Below are 15,255 nucleotides of genomic sequence, written 5' to 3' on the forward strand. Positions count from 1 at the left end.
GACATGGTGGGAGAATCCGCCCATGACTGACACGCACACCGCGGTGCCCGCGGCCAAGGGCACCCTCGTCGAACTCAACGGGATCGACATCATTGACGAGTCGGAGCGCATGGCCAAGCCCTCCGACCTGTTCTGGCCGTGGTTCGCCGCGAACGTCTCGGTCTTCGGCATGAGCTATGCCGCGTTCGTCTATGGCTTTGGCGTCAGCCTCTGGCAGGGAGTGCTGGTCACCGTCGTTGGCGTGACCATCTCCTTCCTGCTCTGCGGCATCATCGCGATCGCCGGCAAACGAGGCTCCGCGCCGACCATGGTGCTCTCCCGCTCGGCCTTCGGCGTCAACGGGCAGAAGGTGCCGGGCATCTTCTCCTGGCTGATCTCGATGGGCTGGGAGACCTTCCTGGCCATCATGGCGACGCTGGCGACCGCCACCGTGTTCAACGAGCTCGGCTGGAGCAGCGGCACGGCGACCAAGATCATCGCGTGTGCGGTGATCGCCGCGCTGATCGTGCTGGGGTCTGTCGCCGGCTACCACACGATCATCAAGATGCAGTCGGTGCTGACCTGGGTCACCGGCCTGGCCACCCTGGGATACATCGCGATCACCTTCCGCGACATCGACCTCTCCGCCGCGGCCGCCCTGCCGGCCGGCTCCAACCAGGCGCTGGTCGGTGCTCTGGTGATGGTGATGACCGGCTTCGGGCTGGGCTGGATCAACATCGCCGCTGACTGGTCCCGCTATCAGAAGCGGGACGCCTCCGGTGGTCAGATCGTCTTCTGGAACACCCTCGGTGGCGCCCTGGCCCCGGTCCTGCTGGTCTGCTACGGCCTGGCTCTGGCCGGCTCCAACCCGGCCCTGATCGACGGCATCGCCAACGACCCGGTCGGCACGCTCGCCACGATCCTGCCCACCTGGTTCCTCATCCCCTTCTGGATCGCCGCGGTGCTGGCGCTGGTCAGCGGCGCGATCCTGGGCATCTACTCCTCGGGCCTTACCCTGCTGAGCCTGGGCATCGACATCCCGCGCCCGATGGCTGCCCTGGTCGACGGCACGATCCTGACGATCGGCACGATCTATGTCGTCTTCTTCGCCGAGTCCTTCCTCGCCCCCTTCCAGAGTTTCCTGATCACGCTGGGCGTCCCGATCGCGGCCTGGGCCGGCATCCTGATCGCCGACATCATGCTGCGTCGCAAGGACTATGACGGGGCCGCGCTGTTCGACGGGCGCGGTCGCTATGGCAACTGGAACTGGGTGTCCGTGGGGCTGATGGCGTTCGCGTCGGTCGTCGGCTGGGGCCTGGTCGTCAACAACTTTGCCAAGGACGCGGCCTGGAACAACTGGCAGGGCTATCTGCTGGAGCCGCTGGGCCTGGGCACCTTCGTGGATGACCCGGCCGGTGGCTACTGGGAGGGCAACTGGGCCTACGCCAACCTCGGGGTGCTGCTCGCCCTGGTCATCGGCTTCGTGGGTTATGCCGTGCTGCAGGCCGCCGCGGTCCGTCGCCAGGAGGCCGAGCCGCTCGCGCCGGCGGGCCGTGGCGGGGTCACCCAGGAGCCGCTGGCATGAGCCCGGACCAGGCCGCCGGCTCCGATCTCCCGACGCACACGGGAGAGACGAAGTCCGGTCCCGCGGACGTCGCGGAGTCCGCCGGCACGGACCCGTGGCTGGTCGTGATCGATGCGCAGGCTGTCTTCGCCGATTCGGGATCGCAGTGGTGCGCTCCCCGTTTTGAGGAGATCGTGGAGCCGGTGCACCGCCTCGCACAGGCTTTCGGGGACCGGGTGATCCTCACCCGCTGGGTGCCCCCGGCCGAGAAGGCCGGCTCCTGGGTGCCCTACTTTGAGCAGTTCACCTTTGCCGACCAGGCTCCCGATCACCCGCTCTTCGACCTGGTGCCGGCGGCGGTGGACCTGGGCGCTCGGCATACCGTCTCCGAGCCCACCTTTGGCAAGTGGAGTGAGCAGCTGCGGGCCATCACGGGGCCCACTCCGCACCTGGTCCTGACCGGGGTGGCGACCGACTGCTGCGTCCTCTCGACGGCGCTGCCGGCGATCGACGCCGGTGCCCAGGTGAGCGTGGTTTCCGACGCCTGTGCCGGCTCTGACGACACCAACCACCAGCGGGCGCTGGACGCGATGGCGCTCTATGCCCCGCAGTTGTTCGTGGTGACGGCGGACGAGATCCTGGCCGAGGCGTCCACCACCTCCTGACCCGGCGCACCGGGTGGGCCTCCCCCGGTGACCGGCCGCACCTGGGGGCGGGCGTCAGTCTGCTGGCGTGATCGACAGGCCGAGCGCGGCAAACTGCTCGGCCGGTCGGTGGTAGCCGCGCACCAGGTGCCGGATCCCGCCGATGCGGGACGGCCCGTCGGCGATGGCGGCCGCGATCACCGAGGAGAAGCCGGCCCGGACGTCCGGGACCTCGACCTCGGCGCCGTGCAGCGAGGACACGCCCTTGACGACTGCCGAGTGGACCGCGTTGGTGTCGTGGAAGCGGCAGGACTCCCCGCCCAGACAGGTGGAGAAGAGCTCGATCTCGGCGCCCATCTGCTGCAGTGCCGGCACATAGACGAGGCGGTCCTCATAGACCGTCTCGTGCAGCACCGACATGCCGTTCGCCTGCGTGAACAGCACGACGAGCGGTGTCTGCCAGTCGGTCATGAATCCGGGATGGGTGTCGGTCTGCACGGCGGCCGGTCGCAGCCCGTCCGGTGCCGTGGCCCGGATGTAGTCGTCGGTGATGTCGAACTGGGCGCCCATGCCCCGCAGGGTGGTCAGGGCGGTGACCAGCCGATCCTGCCGGCACCCGTGGACGCGGACGTCACCGCTGGTGACCAGGCCGGCCACCAGATAGCTGAACGCCTCGTTGCGATCGCCCTCGAGGCGGACCTCGGCGCCCCGGAGACGATCCACGCCGTCGATGGTCCACTTGCGGCCGGGGGAGAGGACGATCCGGGCCCCCATCCGCTGCAGGAACAGCGCCAGCTCGATGACCTCGGGCTCGGTGGCCGCGTTGCGCAGCACGGTGCGTCCCTCGGCGAGGGCCGCGGTGAGCAGCACCGTCTCGGTCGCTCCCACGCTCGGATAGGGCAGCTCGAGGCGGGTGCCGCGCAACCGGGTGGCTCGGGCGACGATGCCGTCCTGGCGGTGCTCGATCTCGGCACCGAAGGCCGTGAGGGCCTCGATGTGGAAGTCGACCGGGCGGCGCCCGATGGGGTCGCCGCCGACCAGGGGGACGAAGGCCTCACCGGTGAGGTGCAGCAGCGGGCCGAGCAGCAGGATCGGGATGCGGTTGAGCCCGCTGAAGGACAGGGGGACGTCAGCCGTCACCGCATCGTGGGGCTCGACGGTGATGACGCCCTGCTCCTGGTCGTAGTCCACACCCACCCCCAGGGACCGCAGGATGTCCGTGGTGATCGCCACGTCCCCGACCTGCGGGATATTGCTGATGCGGCTCGGGCCGTCGCCCAGGATGGCCGCCACCATGTGCTTCGTGGCGGCGTTCTTCGAGCCGCGCACGTGCACGTCACCGCGCAGCGGTCCGGAGGGGGTTACTGACCATGCTGTGGCTGCCATGGGGCCAAGGTTACGCAGCCCTGGTCCGTCCCTGCTGCCTGTCGGTGGGTCCTGACAGGCTGGGCCCATGAACGCACCGGACCAGAAGGCGATCCTGCATCGCTATCTCATCAGTGCCCGCGACGCTCTCCTGTGGAAGCTCGACGGGCTCGACGACTACGCCGTGCGTCGCCCCATGACACCCACCGGCACCAACCTGCTTGGCCTGGTCAAGCACGTGGCGAGCGTGACCGACGGCTACCTCGGTGCGGTGATGGGCCGACCCTCAGGCATCGCGTTGCCGTGGTTTCCCGAGGACCCTGCGCAGGAGGTGCCCAATGCGGACCTGTGGGTGCCGGCTGACGAGTCACGCGAGTTCATCGTGGACCTGCACCACCAGGTTGCTGCCAACTCAGACGCCACGATCGAGGCGCTCGACCTGGACGCGGTGGGTGAGGTGCCGTGGTGGGGCGACCGAGGGCAGGTGACGCTGCACCAGGTGCTCGTGCACGTGATTGCCGAGACCCAGCGTCACGCGGGCCATGCCGACATCATCCGGGAGCTGATCGACGGGTCCGTGGGGATCGGCGAGGGCATGGACAACATGTGGGCGGGCGAGGGCGAGGACTACTGGGAAGAGCACCGTCGGCAGATCGAGGCCGCTGCTCGTCAGGCTCAGGAGTCGGCTGGGAGCTAGCAGACCGTCAGGGCACGGACGCAGGAGTGCCGAGCCAGCCCCGGCGCTCGGCCTGCACGCCCAGCTGGATCCTGGTGTGCACCGAGCACGCCTCCATCAGGGCGGCCACGCGCCGCTGCACGGTCCGGATCGAGAGGCCGAGCTGACTGCCGACGGCCTGGTCGGTGAGGCCGGCGAGCATCAGGGTCAGCACGCGTTGGTCCATCTCGTCGAGCCCGTCGCGCTGGGCGGCGGCGGTGGTGTCGGCAAACAGTGGCTGGGCGGCGACCCAAGAGTGGTCGAACAGCGCGAGGAGTGCGTCGAGGAGGGCGCTGGGGTGGACCAGGAGGGCTCCGACCGTGCCGCGACGTTCGTCCTCCGCGGACGCCAGCGGGATCAGCGCGAGCTCCCGGTCGGCGACGAGCATCCTCAGCGGGACCTGGTCGGCGACGCGGATCTGCTCGCCGCGACTTGCGGCACCCTCGGCATTGGCAAAGACTCCCGGCTGCTCCAGCACCGCCCGCTCCACGATCACCCGGAAGGTCACCCCGCGTTCGGCCGCGCGGTCCTCCTCAGCGTTCTCCGCCGCTGACACCACGGCCACCCCGGAGCGCACCAGCACCAGCACCTCCTCCCGGGCCGAGCGCTGCAGCTGGGCAAACCGCTGGGCGACCGCTTCCGGCCCGGTCACGACGTCGATCACATCGGTCACGGTGCGCTGTGCCGCGGCGCCGCGATACTGCTCCGTGAGGGACTCGAGCTCGGAGCGCGCGCGGTTGAGATCGTCCTGGCGATCGCGCACGAGCGAGCCCAGCGCGACCAGGGGTGGGGACGCGACATACTGCTCGGCGCCGTTGGACGACGTGGCGACCAGGCCCTTCTCGGCCAGCGTCGTCAGAGCCGCCTGCAGGTCCGTGGGTGGGACCTCCAACTGAGCAGCCAGGTCCGCTGAGCTGGCCGACGGCAGGGTGATGAGGTGGCGATAGGTCGCCTCCTCCACGGGATCAAGTCCTAACACATCCAGCATCTTGGCCTTCTTCCGTCAGCGTTGACGACCAACTCTACGGCGGGTTCGTGCCACGGCATAAATACGTCGGTAACGCTCAGTTCTCTTGTGGCATATTCGTGCCGTCAGAGCAATCCCTGCAACGTAGCGAGGACACCCCCATGACCCACCGACCACGCGCACGGACCGTTGTGTCCGGCGTCGCCGCAGCCGCCCTCGTGGCGACTGCAGCAGCAGGCGTCGCCTCGGCGGCGCCTGACCACGAGGCCGCGGCCACGGCCGCGACGAGCGCGACCTCGAGTCCGCAGCGCAGTCTGCAGGCCGGCAACGGCGAGACGCAGCGACTGACGCTGATCACCGGTGACATCGTCACCGTCACCGAGCGAGCTGACGGCACCCAGGTCGCAGACGTCGCGAGCCCCGACGGGACGGCCGGCGGCTTCCAGGCGCTGACCGTCAAGGGGCAGCTCCACGTCATCCCGGACGCTGCGCGTCCGTTCCTGGCGGCTGGAACCCTGGACCACGAGCTGTTCAATGTCTCTGCGCTCCTCGACCAGGGCGTCGGTGAGGCGGGGGCTCCGCTGATCGTGGAGTTCGCCGACGGTGCGTCCAGCGCCTCGCTGCAGTCCCTTGTCGGCGAGACCACTGCCCGTCTGGAGAGCATCAATGCCGTGGCGCTGAGCCCCGAGGCGAGCACCGGCGACAGCCTGTGGCAGTCCCTGACCGGTGACCGCAGCGACGGCACGCTCGCCCGCGGGATCGAGCGGATCCACCTCGACGGACTCGTCGAGGCCAGTCTGGCGGACAGCGTCCCGCAGGTCGGTGCGCCCGAGGCGTGGGCGCGTGGGATCGACGGGACCGGTGTCACCGTCGCGGTGCTGGACAGCGGAGTGGACCTGACCCACCCGGACCTGGCCAACGTGGTCGTCGAGTCGCACAGCTTCGTCCCGGGCGAGGAGGTCACCGACGTCCACGGTCACGGCACCCACGTGGCCTCGACCGTGGCCGGCTCCGGCGCGGCCTCCGACGGACTGCAGGTCGGCGTTGCCCCTGGGGCTGACCTGATCGTGGGCAAGGTTCTCGGCGACGACGGTTTCGGCCAGGAGTCCTGGATCATCGACGGCATGGAGTGGGCGGCCGAGAACGCCGACGTCGTCAACATGAGCCTGGGCAGCATGGAGGCCAGCGACGGCACCGACCCCATGGCTGTTGCCCTGCAGACGATCAGTGAGGAGACCGACACCCTGTTCGTGGTGGCGGCCGGCAACAACGGTCAGGTCAGCGGCATCGGGTCGCCCGGTGCCGCCGAGGCGGCGCTGACCGTCGGCGCGGTGGACGGCATGGACTACCGCACCTGGTTCACCAGCATGGGTCCCCGCCTGGGCGACGCCCTGGTCAAGCCTGACCTGTCCGCGCCGGGTGCTGACGTCCTGGCCGCGCGCTCACAGGCCAGCGCCGGTGAGGGCTGGTACACCTCGATGGACGGCACGTCGATGGCCACCCCGCACATCGCGGGCGCTGCGGCGCTGCTGCTGCAGGACGACCCCGACCTGTCCCGCGTCGAGCTGAAGAACACGCTGATGTCCTCCTCCTTCCCGCTCAGCGAGGGACCCTTCCAGCTCGGTGCTGGACGCCTGGACGTGCCAGCGGCCCTGGACGCAGAGGTGATCGCCACCGGATCGATCTCGTTCGGCTACTTCGACTGGCCGCACGAGGGTGACGAGCCGGTCACCCGCGAGATCACCTACACCAACGACGGTGACAGCGAGCTGACCCTGGCGCTGCGACTGGAGGGCGATGACGGCACGGGCGGTGGGCTGCCCGCCGGCCTGACAGAACTGTCCGCCACCGAGGTGCTTGTGCCAGCCGGCGGCACGGCCGACGTGCAGGTGACCCTGGACCCGGCGATCGTCCCCCTGGCGACGACCCTGTCCGGATTTGTCATCGCCTCCGCTGAGGGGACCGACCTGGCCCGCACCGGGTGGGGAGTGATGAAGGAGGAGGAGCGCTACGACCTCACCCTGCGCGCTACGGACCGGGACGGTTCGCCAGCTCTGGCCTACGTCGTGTTTATGGGCCGCGACGACATGTGGCCCAACCAGATCCAGGTCGACGGCGAGACGACCCTGCGGCTGCCCGTCGGCACCTACGCCGCCATGAGCTTCATGGACGTCAATGTGTCCGCGGATGAGCTCGGCGTGGCCATGGTCGGTGACCCGCAGATCGACCTGACCCAGGACACCGTCGTCGAGCTCGACGCCCGCGAGACCCATGAGATCACTGCCGAGGTGCCGGACGAGGGGCTGGAGCCCAGCCAGCGCCGGATGGAGTACAGCATCAGCGCCGGCACCGGTCTGGTCGGTGCCTACCAGATCCCGGTCATGGTCGACCACCTGTTTGCCGCCCCGATGGACGGCACGACCGACGGCGACTTCGAATACCTCACCCGCTGGCGCCTCCGGACCCCCTTCGTCGCCGTGGCCGAGGGCGCGGCTGCCCTCGATGTCACCGGACTGGTCGGCAGCACGGCACCCACCGAGGAGGTCACCCTCGACGCGGTCTACGCAGGCACGGGCACCCCGGCCGACCTGTCGGCCGTGGAGACCGAGGGCAAGGCCGTGGTCATCACTCGCGACCAGTCCCTGGACCTCACCGAGATCGCAGCAGGTGTTGACGATGCCGGCGCCGCACTGCTGGTCGTGGTCAACGACGAGCCCGGCGAGTTCGCTGCCGGTGTCGCGTGGGAGGGCACAGTGTCCTACCCGGCGGTCGGTGTCAGCGGCGTCGAGGGTGCGGGCCTGATCTCACGGATCCAGGCCGGCCCGGTCCAGCTCACCGTCAGCGGTGGCGTGGACAGCCCGGTCGTCTACGACCTGGTGGACCCGCACCCCGGCAGCATCCCCACCGACCTGGCCTACGCGCCGGAGCTGGAGGACCTCGCCCGGATCGACGCCAGCTTCCACGGCAACCAGCAGCGGGCCGGCGGCGAGTTCAGATACGACCTCCGACCGCACACCGCCTACGGCGTCGGCTTCGCGGAGAAGATGAACATGCCGATCGACCGCACCGAGTACGTCTCGGCGCAGGAGGGCACCAGCTGGTATCAGGACGCCGCCGTCATGGAGGGCAACTGGAACGAGCGGGGTCTGCGTCAGGGCTACGAGCCCGGCAGCACGACCGCAGAGTCCTGGTTCGCCGCCGTCGTCCAGCCGCGGCTCGGGGAGGGCTACTGGCTGCCCAACCGGCAGGGCGACATGCTGCAGGTCAACCTGCCCAGCTGGGCCGGAGACGAGCCGACCCACACCGGTGGGATGGGCGAGTTCCAGGGCACCGACGACCAGACCATCCGGTGGTATCAGGGCGAAACCCTGCTGAAGGAGGACGTCGGCTGGCAGAGTTCATGGATCGACGGTGTGCCGTCCGAGCGCACCCAGCTCCGGGTCACCAGTGATGTGGGTCGTCCCGACTCCTGGGGCGTCACGCCGGCCAGCAGCACCGAGTGGACCTTCTGGAGCGAGCATCCTGCCGACTGGTTTGCCGAGCTGCCCCTCGTGCAGGTCGACTTCGCCGTGGAGACCGACTGGAACGGAGCTGCCGTCAACGGACCGACCGACACCATCGGCCTGTCTGCCTGGCAGCTGCCGAACAGCCAGCTGACCGGTGAGATCACCGATGGCACGCTCGCCATCTCCTACGACCAGGGCACGACCTGGGAGGAGCTGGACCTCTCCGGGACGCCCGGTGACTGGACAGCAGACGTCACCTACCCCGCGGGTGCCCAGACCGTGTCGCTGCGAGCGACCGCGGCGGACTCCGAGGGCAACGCCATCACCCAGGAGGTCTACGACGCCTACCGTGTGCCCGAGCAGACCGGGCCGACGGTGGAGCGGATCTCCGGCGCCGACCGCTACGCGACCGCGGCACAGGTCGCGGCCGAGTACCCCGACGGGGTCGACACGGCCTATATCGTCACCGGTGAGAACTTCGCCGACGCGCTGACCGGTGCCGCACCGGCCAGCCAGGGACGACTGCCCGGCTCGGTGGACCTGTTCACCGCGGACGGCTCCCCGGCTCCGGTCCTGCTGGTCCAGGCCGACCGGATCCCGGCCGCCACGCGGGCCGCGCTCGACGCGGTCCAGCCGGAGCGCCTCGTCGTGCTCGGTGGCGGGGTCGCGATCTCCGACGAGGTCGTGACGCAGCTGGGCAGCTGGGGAGAGGTGGACCGCATCGCCGGTGAGAACCGCTATGAGACGGCCGCCCTGCTCTCCGAGCTCTATCCCACGGGCCTTGACACGGTCTATGTGGCCAGCGGTGAGGACCAGAACTTCCCGGATGCCCTGGCGGGTGCAGCGCTCGCTGGTCACGAGGGGGTCCCGGTCCTGCTGACCCAGACCGACCACGTTCCGGCTGCGGTGACCGCAGCCCTGGACCGGCTCGATGCCGGTGAGGTCGTGGTCCTGGGCGGCACCGGAGCCGTCTCCGAGGGCGTCTTCGCAGACCTCGGTGCCGACCGGCGCCTGTCGGGCCCGGACCGGTATGCCACGGCCGCGGCCATCTCGGCGCAGCACCCGGCCGGTGTCGAGAACAGCTTTGTCGCGACGGGGCTGAACTGGCCGGACGCCCTGACCGGGTCTGCGCTGGCTGCCTTCCGCGGCGAGCCGGTGAACCTCACCAAGCCGGGCAGCCTCCCGGCGGTCACCCGTGCGGAGCTGGAGCGCCTTGAGCTCAGCCGCGCCACGGTGCTCGGCGGCACGAAGAGTGTCTCGGAGCAGGTCTTCGCCCAGCTGACCGAGCTGCTCGGCGGCTGACCTCCGGTGTGCTCGGCCCCGGCCGAGCACACCGAGAGGGCAGGAGGCCCCGTCCCCACCACCTGGGGACGGGGCCTCCTCGGTGACCGACGGCATACGGGATGATGGAACGGATGGCCACTCCCAGCACGCTCACCGACCTGCTCCCACCTGAGGGCACCAATCCCGACCCCGACGCGCTCTATGACAGCTTTGCGGGCTGGGCCCAGGAGCGAGGGACCGCGCTCTATCCGCACCAGGAGGAGGCGGTCATCGAGCTGCTCAGCGGCTCCAACGTCATCCTCGCGACGCCGACCGGCTCCGGCAAGTCTCTCGTCGCAACCGCCGCCCACTTCCAGGCGCTGGCCGAGGACCGGGTGAGCTTCTACACGGCCCCCATCAAGGCGCTGGTCAGCGAGAAGTTCTTCGCCCTGTGCCAGATCTTCGGCGCGGATAACGTCGGCATGCTCACCGGTGATGCCGCGGTCAACGCCGACGCGCCGATCATCTGCTGCACCGCCGAGATCCTGGCCAATATCGCGCTGCGCGAGGGTGCCCAGGCCGACGTCGGGCTCGTCATCATGGACGAGTTCCACTTCTATGCCGAGCCGGACCGCGGCTGGGCCTGGCAGGTGCCGCTGCTCGAGCTGCCGGATGCCCAGTTCCTGCTGATGTCGGCCACGCTCGGCGACGTCACCCGATTTGTCGATGACATCTCCCGTCGGACCGGGCGCTCGACGGCTGTTGTCGCCGGTGCCGAGCGTCCCGTGCCGTTGAGTTTCAGCTGGGCGGTCACCCCGATCACCGAGACGATCACCGAACTGCTGGAGACCCACCAGGCGCCGGTCTATATCGTCCACTTCACCCAGAAGGACGCGCTGGACCGGGCCCAGTCACTGATGTCGCTCAAGATCGCCAGCCGTGAGGACAAGGACAAGATCGCCGAGCGCATCGGGGCCTTCCGGTTCACCGCTGGCTTCGGGCGGACCCTGTCCAAACTGGTGCGCAACGGCATCGGGGTGCACCACGCCGGGATGCTGCCGCGCTATCGCCGCCTTGTCGAGCAGCTGGCTCAGGACGGGTTGCTCAAGGTGATCTGCGGGACCGACACCCTCGGGGTCGGCATCAACGTCCCCATCCGCTCCGTGCTGTTCACCGGGCTGACGAAGTATGACGGGACGCGCCAACGCGTGCTGCGCGCCCGGGAGTTCCACCAGATCGCTGGCCGGGCCGGCCGCGCGGGCTATGACACGAGCGGGTATGTCGTGGTGCAGGCGCCCGAACACCACATCGACAACCTCCGGGCGGTGGCCAAGGCCGGCGACGACCCGAAGAAGCAGCGCAAGGTGCAGCGCAAGAAGCCTCCGGAGGGCTTCGTCAACTGGACCGAGGAGACCTACGACAAGCTGGTCACCGGTGAGCCGGAAGCGCTGGTGTCACGGATGCGGGTGGATCACTCCATAATCCTCAATATCGTTGCCCGACAAGGTGATCCGTTTGTCAATCTGCGCCGGCTGCTGCGCGACAACCACGAGGACCCGCGCAACCAGACACGTCTGTCACGCAAGGCCATCGTGCTGGCCCGGAGCTTGCTCGACAGCGGTGTGCTGGAACGCCTCCCGGAGCCGATGGAGTCGGGTCGGCAGGTCATCCTCTCCGCCGGCGTGCAGGAGAACTTCGCCCTCAACCAACCCCTCGCCCCCTTTGCCGTCGCTGCCCTGGAGGTGCTCGATCGGGAGGATCCGGCATACGCCCTCGATGTCGTCTCGGTGATCGAGGCGGTCCTGGAGGACCCGCGGCAGGTGCTCTATGCCCAGCAGTCCAAGGCCAAGGGCGAGGCGGTCGCCCAGATGAAGGCCGACGGCATCGAGTATGACCAGCGGATGGAGCTGCTCGAGGAGGTCACCTGGCCGATGCCGCTGGTCGAGCTGCTCGAGGGGACCCTGGCGATCTATCGGCAGTCGCACCCGTGGGTCAGTGAGGACGCGCTGAGCCCCAAGTCGGTCGTGCGGGACATGTATGAGCGGGCGATGAGCTTCACCGAGTTCGTCGGGTTCTATCAGCTCACCCGCTCCGAGGGGATCGTGCTGCGCTATCTGACCGATGCCTATCGCACCCTGCGCAACACCGTCCCGGACAGCGCCAAGACCGAGGAGCTGGACGACCTGATCCACTGGCTCGGGGAGACGATCCGGCAGACCGACTCGTCGCTGCTGGACGAGTGGGAGGCGCTGACCGACCCCGATGCCGTGGCTGCCGCCGCTGCCCGAGCCGCCGAGGGGGTGCCGCTGGCCCCGAGCCGGCCGATCACCGGCAACGAGCGGGCCTTCCGGGTGATGGTGCGCAACGCGATCTTCCGACGGGTGGAGCTGGCGGCGCGGGACGTCTACAACGACCTGGCCGAGCTGGAGCGTGCGGTCGCTGCGCTCACCGAGCCGCCGCGCGAGCCCCTGATGGGCGCCGACGACTGGGACCGCGCGCTCGAGACCTACTGGAACGAGCACGACGAGATCGGCCTGGGTCCGGACGCCCGGGGCCCGGCGATGTTGTCGATCACGCCCGAGCGCGGCCCCCAGCCCGGTGTCCGCGAGGTGCCGGGCGTGGCCTCGAGCGGCCCGACGGAGGCAAGGCTATGGCAGGTGCGGCAGACTCTCGCCGACCCGGAGGGCAACAACGATTGGGTCATCGAGGCGGTCTGTGACCTGGACGCCTCCGACGAGGTGGGCGAGCCGGTGCTGCTGGCATCTGGCATGCGGCGGCTGTAGCGGTCGGGGTCTCTGGCGGTCGCGGCATGCGGATCTGGCCGGGGGCTGCGGACGAGCGGCCCCGCTGCTCCGGTCCTACGTTGGAAGGGACCGCCGAGACCCGGCGGGGACCCAGGAGGCGCCATGAGTGAGAACTCGATCAAGGACGAGGAGATGTATGAGTCCCTCCGCGAGGAGGGCAACTCCAAGGAGAAGGCTGCGCGAATCAGCAATGCCGCGGCCGCGGAGGGACGGGACGCGGTCGGCAGCCGCGGAGGTGCCGCGGAGGACTATGAGGACCGCACCGTGGACGAGTTGCGGGGCCGGGCCAGGGAACTGGGCCTCGAGGGTTATAGCGACCTGACCAAGCACGAGTTGATCGACGCGCTGCGCAATCACTGACAGATCTCCGACGGAGGAGCACCTCGCCCGCCCGGGCTGGGTGCTCCTCCGTCGTTGCGAGAGTGCAAGGTTGCGGTTGCGGCCCCCGACGAGATGTGCACATACTTAGGCACCTCAAGCCACGGGGTACATCACCGGTTCGCATCCTGGTGACTGCGCCCTCTGTGTCGCAGGATCTGTCGGATTCTCTCGCACGACGCTGTCGTCGTGCGGAACTGGTGAGTGGTGTCCGTTGAGTATCAACGAACACAAGGAGCACCACCCATGTCTGAAGCAACCCTGCCGCAGACGACAACGCCAAAACCGACGCTGGACGTCTGGGAATGGCAGTTCGAAGGACTGTGCCGCACCCGCGGTGCGGAGATCTTTTTCCATCCGGAGCGCGAGCGAGGTGCCGCGCGTCGGTCCCGAGAGTCGTTCGCCACTGCCATGTGTCGGGAGTGCCCGGTGATCCAGCAGTGCCGGTCGCACGCCCTGAGCTTCCCCGAGAACTACGGGGTCTGGGGAGGCCTGACCGAGGATGAGCGAGCAGCGATCCTGAGCGGAGCGGTCCCCGAAGCCTCTTGAGGTGCCCGCGCGAGCGGGGCTCCGCAGCGAGCGTGCCCTCAGCCCGGCTCGCCGCGCCTCTTGCGCCGGATGATGACGCCCACGTCGACGACGGCGAGGGCCGCGAGCACAGCCAGCACGATGGTCAGCCACGCGGGGCCGTCTGCTGCTGCGTTCCAGATCGCGCCGACCGTGCACACCACGAGCCCGAAGGTCGCGAGCACGAGGCGCAGGGTGAGGGCACTGTGAGCCGGAGGAGCCCCACCGATCCCGGCCGTGGGGTCGTGGTAGTCGGGGCGGGCGCGGGACCGCTGTGCGTTGTGGTCCCCGTCCCCGGGTGCCTGCTCCGGAGGTTGACGACTCATCACCTCAGCATGCCCTCAGTGTGCCGAGAAGTCATCCTCGCGGCTGACCACGCGAGGTGGCCGTCAGGCTGCCGCGGTCCCCGCTGTGGCGGCGGTCGGCATACTGGTCAATCTCGTCCTGCTGGCGCCCCTGGGCACTCACGACCTGGAGGACGTGGTGGTGTCCGTGCGCGAGCTGCTGGTCAGACAGCTGCGGCAGTATGCCGCGCCTGCTGACGCTGATCTCCGACGGCCGGCAGGCGCAACGGGCCAATCCGCGCGCGGTGCGCTCGCACTGTCTGTCTGGGCGTGCCTTGAGGTGTTTGAACGCGAGGTGGCTGACCCCCCGAGGGCGGCGTGAGCGACCCGGTGTCAGCGGTATCGTTAAGACCTAGTGAGTCCTTCGAAGGGATTTTTGTGGAACGTCATGCGGCAGCATTCGCCCAGATCAGTCGGGACCTCCTCGCCCAGAAGCAGGAGGCCATGACACTGGAGCGGGTCGCGGTCCTGGCGGTGGAGGTGGTGCCCTCGGCAGATGCTGTCGGCATCTCGCTGCGCCAGAGCTCTGGGATGATCGAGACGGCGGCGTCCACCGGGGCGGACGTCATGCGCGCCGACGAGTTGCAGTACGGCCTGGACGAGGGCCCGTGCCTGGACTCCATCCGGGCGGCAGAGACCTATGTCGCCCATGACACCCGCACCGATCGCCGGTGGCCGCGTTGGGGTCCGCTGGTGGCCGACCTGGGATTTCTGTCCGTGCTGAGCGTCCAGCTCGTCAACTTTGAGGGGGTGCCGCTCGGCGCCCTGAATCTCTACGCCCGGCAGGCCGACGTCTACACCGAGGTTGATGTGGACTACGCGTTGGTCTTCGCCCACCACGCCTCCGGAGCGATCGAGGCGACTCGCGAGATCGATGGTCTGCGGACGGCCATGCACAGCCGGCACGTGATCGGGGTTGCTCAGGGGATGCTCATGCAGCGCTACGGCCTGACGGTCGATAGCGCCTTCGAGGTTCTGCTCCGCCGGTCCCAGGAGACCAACACCAAGTTGCGTGACATCGCCAACCTGATGGTCACGACCGGAAGGATCCCGGACAGCCCGATCCTGGCTGGGGAGGGCGGGCGCGCACCGTCCGCTCTGACGGCGCCCCAGGTGGGGGGTGCAAGCGTCAACTAGAGCGTTGGCGCCCACGGTGGGA

11 protein-coding genes are annotated in these 15,255 nt (G+C 69.1%); 8 read left to right on the top strand and 3 right to left on the bottom strand.

Going from position 1 to position 15,255, the window contains the following annotated elements; translation table 11 throughout:
* The first annotated feature begins 22 nt into the window (after positions 1 to 22).
* Positions 23 to 1,564: a purine-cytosine permease family protein gene (locus FNH13_RS03975; protein WP_143782273.1), complete on the top strand. Its 1,542-nt coding sequence runs from the start codon at positions 23 to 25 to the stop codon at positions 1,562 to 1,564.
* Positions 1,561 to 2,208, top strand: coding sequence for a cysteine hydrolase family protein (locus tag FNH13_RS03980; RefSeq protein WP_143782274.1), 648 nt, complete (start codon positions 1,561 to 1,563; stop codon positions 2,206 to 2,208). Before FNH13_RS03975 ends, FNH13_RS03980 begins: the two co-directional genes overlap by 4 nt.
* Positions 2,209 to 2,262: 54 nt before the next feature.
* Here FNH13_RS03980 and murA read toward each other — a convergent pair whose 3' ends face one another.
* On the bottom strand, positions 2,263 to 3,573 hold the full coding sequence (gene murA / locus FNH13_RS03985) for a UDP-N-acetylglucosamine 1-carboxyvinyltransferase (protein ID WP_143782275.1): 1,311 nt from the start codon (positions 3,571 to 3,573) through the stop codon (positions 2,263 to 2,265).
* A 67-nt stretch (positions 3,574 to 3,640) separates the two neighbouring features.
* On the opposite strand from murA, the gene FNH13_RS03990 reads away from it, so the two are divergent.
* Positions 3,641 to 4,249, top strand: coding sequence for a DinB family protein (locus FNH13_RS03990; RefSeq protein WP_143782276.1), 609 nt, complete (start codon positions 3,641 to 3,643; stop codon positions 4,247 to 4,249).
* A 7-nt stretch (positions 4,250 to 4,256) separates the two neighbouring features.
* Here the strand turns inward: FNH13_RS03990 and FNH13_RS03995 are convergent, their stop codons facing one another.
* Positions 4,257 to 5,255: a helix-turn-helix domain-containing protein gene (locus FNH13_RS03995; protein WP_143782277.1), complete on the bottom strand. Its 999-nt coding sequence runs from the start codon at positions 5,253 to 5,255 to the stop codon at positions 4,257 to 4,259.
* Positions 5,256 to 5,395: 140 nt separating this feature from the next.
* Between FNH13_RS03995 and FNH13_RS04000 the strand changes: the two genes are divergently transcribed.
* The 4 genes from FNH13_RS04000 (at position 5,396) to FNH13_RS04015 (ending at position 13,734) form a co-directional block, all read left to right on the top strand.
* The gene (locus FNH13_RS04000; protein ID WP_143782278.1) at positions 5,396 to 10,042 is read left to right on the top strand and encodes a S8 family serine peptidase; all 4,647 of its coding nucleotides are present in this window, start codon (positions 5,396 to 5,398) and stop codon (positions 10,040 to 10,042) included.
* A 113-nt stretch (positions 10,043 to 10,155) separates the two neighbouring features.
* Positions 10,156 to 12,786 carry a DEAD/DEAH box helicase gene (locus FNH13_RS04005; RefSeq protein ID WP_143782279.1) on the top strand — a complete coding sequence of 877 codons (2,631 nt, stop codon included), beginning with the start codon at positions 10,156 to 10,158 and terminating at the stop codon, positions 12,784 to 12,786.
* A gap of 123 nt (positions 12,787 to 12,909) precedes the next feature.
* Entirely contained in the window at positions 12,910 to 13,167 is a 258-nt protein-coding gene (locus FNH13_RS04010; protein WP_143782280.1) for a DUF7218 family protein, read from the top strand.
* A gap of 264 nt (positions 13,168 to 13,431) precedes the next feature.
* Positions 13,432 to 13,734 (top strand): WhiB family transcriptional regulator, encoded by a 303-nt coding sequence (locus tag FNH13_RS04015; RefSeq protein ID WP_143782281.1) that lies wholly within the window; start codon positions 13,432 to 13,434, stop codon positions 13,732 to 13,734.
* A gap of 38 nt (positions 13,735 to 13,772) precedes the next feature.
* On the opposite strand, the gene FNH13_RS04020 is transcribed toward FNH13_RS04015, so the two are convergent.
* Positions 13,773 to 14,078, bottom strand: coding sequence for a DUF6343 family protein (locus tag FNH13_RS04020; RefSeq protein ID WP_143782282.1), 306 nt, complete (start codon positions 14,076 to 14,078; stop codon positions 13,773 to 13,775).
* Positions 14,079 to 14,540: 462 nt separating this feature from the next.
* Here FNH13_RS04020 and FNH13_RS04025 point away from each other — a divergent pair, with 462 nt between their 5' ends.
* Entirely contained in the window at positions 14,541 to 15,233 is a 693-nt protein-coding gene (locus FNH13_RS04025) for a GAF and ANTAR domain-containing protein (protein ID WP_143782283.1), read from the top strand.
* Positions 15,234 to 15,255: the final 22 nt, after the last annotated feature.

Origin of the sequence: Ornithinimicrobium ciconiae, from assembly GCF_007197575.1 — a bacterium.
Taxonomy (GTDB): domain Bacteria; phylum Actinomycetota; class Actinomycetes; order Actinomycetales; family Dermatophilaceae; genus Ornithinicoccus; species Ornithinicoccus ciconiae.

What these genes read in the sequence shown, in the direction of transcription:
- FNH13_RS04020 (WP_143782282.1), bottom strand. Translation starts at nt 14,078, where the DNA reads ATGAGTCGTCAACCTCCGGAGCAGGCACCCGGGGACGGGGACCACAAC.
- FNH13_RS04005 (WP_143782279.1), top strand. Translation starts at nt 10,156, where the DNA reads ATGGCCACTCCCAGCACGCTCACCGACCTGCTCCCACCTGAGGGCACC.
- murA (WP_143782275.1), bottom strand. Translation starts at nt 3,573, where the DNA reads ATGGCAGCCACAGCATGGTCAGTAACCCCCTCCGGACCGCTGCGCGGT.
- FNH13_RS04025 (WP_143782283.1), top strand. Translation starts at nt 14,541, where the DNA reads ATGACACTGGAGCGGGTCGCGGTCCTGGCGGTGGAGGTGGTGCCCTCG.
- FNH13_RS03980 (WP_143782274.1), top strand. Translation starts at nt 1,561, where the DNA reads ATGAGCCCGGACCAGGCCGCCGGCTCCGATCTCCCGACGCACACGGGA.
- FNH13_RS04000 (WP_143782278.1), top strand. Translation starts at nt 5,396, where the DNA reads ATGACCCACCGACCACGCGCACGGACCGTTGTGTCCGGCGTCGCCGCA.
- FNH13_RS04015 (WP_143782281.1), top strand. Translation starts at nt 13,432, where the DNA reads ATGTCTGAAGCAACCCTGCCGCAGACGACAACGCCAAAACCGACGCTG.
- FNH13_RS03995 (WP_143782277.1), bottom strand. Translation starts at nt 5,255, where the DNA reads ATGCTGGATGTGTTAGGACTTGATCCCGTGGAGGAGGCGACCTATCGC.
- FNH13_RS03975 (WP_143782273.1), top strand. Translation starts at nt 23, where the DNA reads ATGACTGACACGCACACCGCGGTGCCCGCGGCCAAGGGCACCCTCGTC.
- FNH13_RS04010 (WP_143782280.1), top strand. Translation starts at nt 12,910, where the DNA reads ATGAGTGAGAACTCGATCAAGGACGAGGAGATGTATGAGTCCCTCCGC.
- FNH13_RS03990 (WP_143782276.1), top strand. Translation starts at nt 3,641, where the DNA reads ATGAACGCACCGGACCAGAAGGCGATCCTGCATCGCTATCTCATCAGT.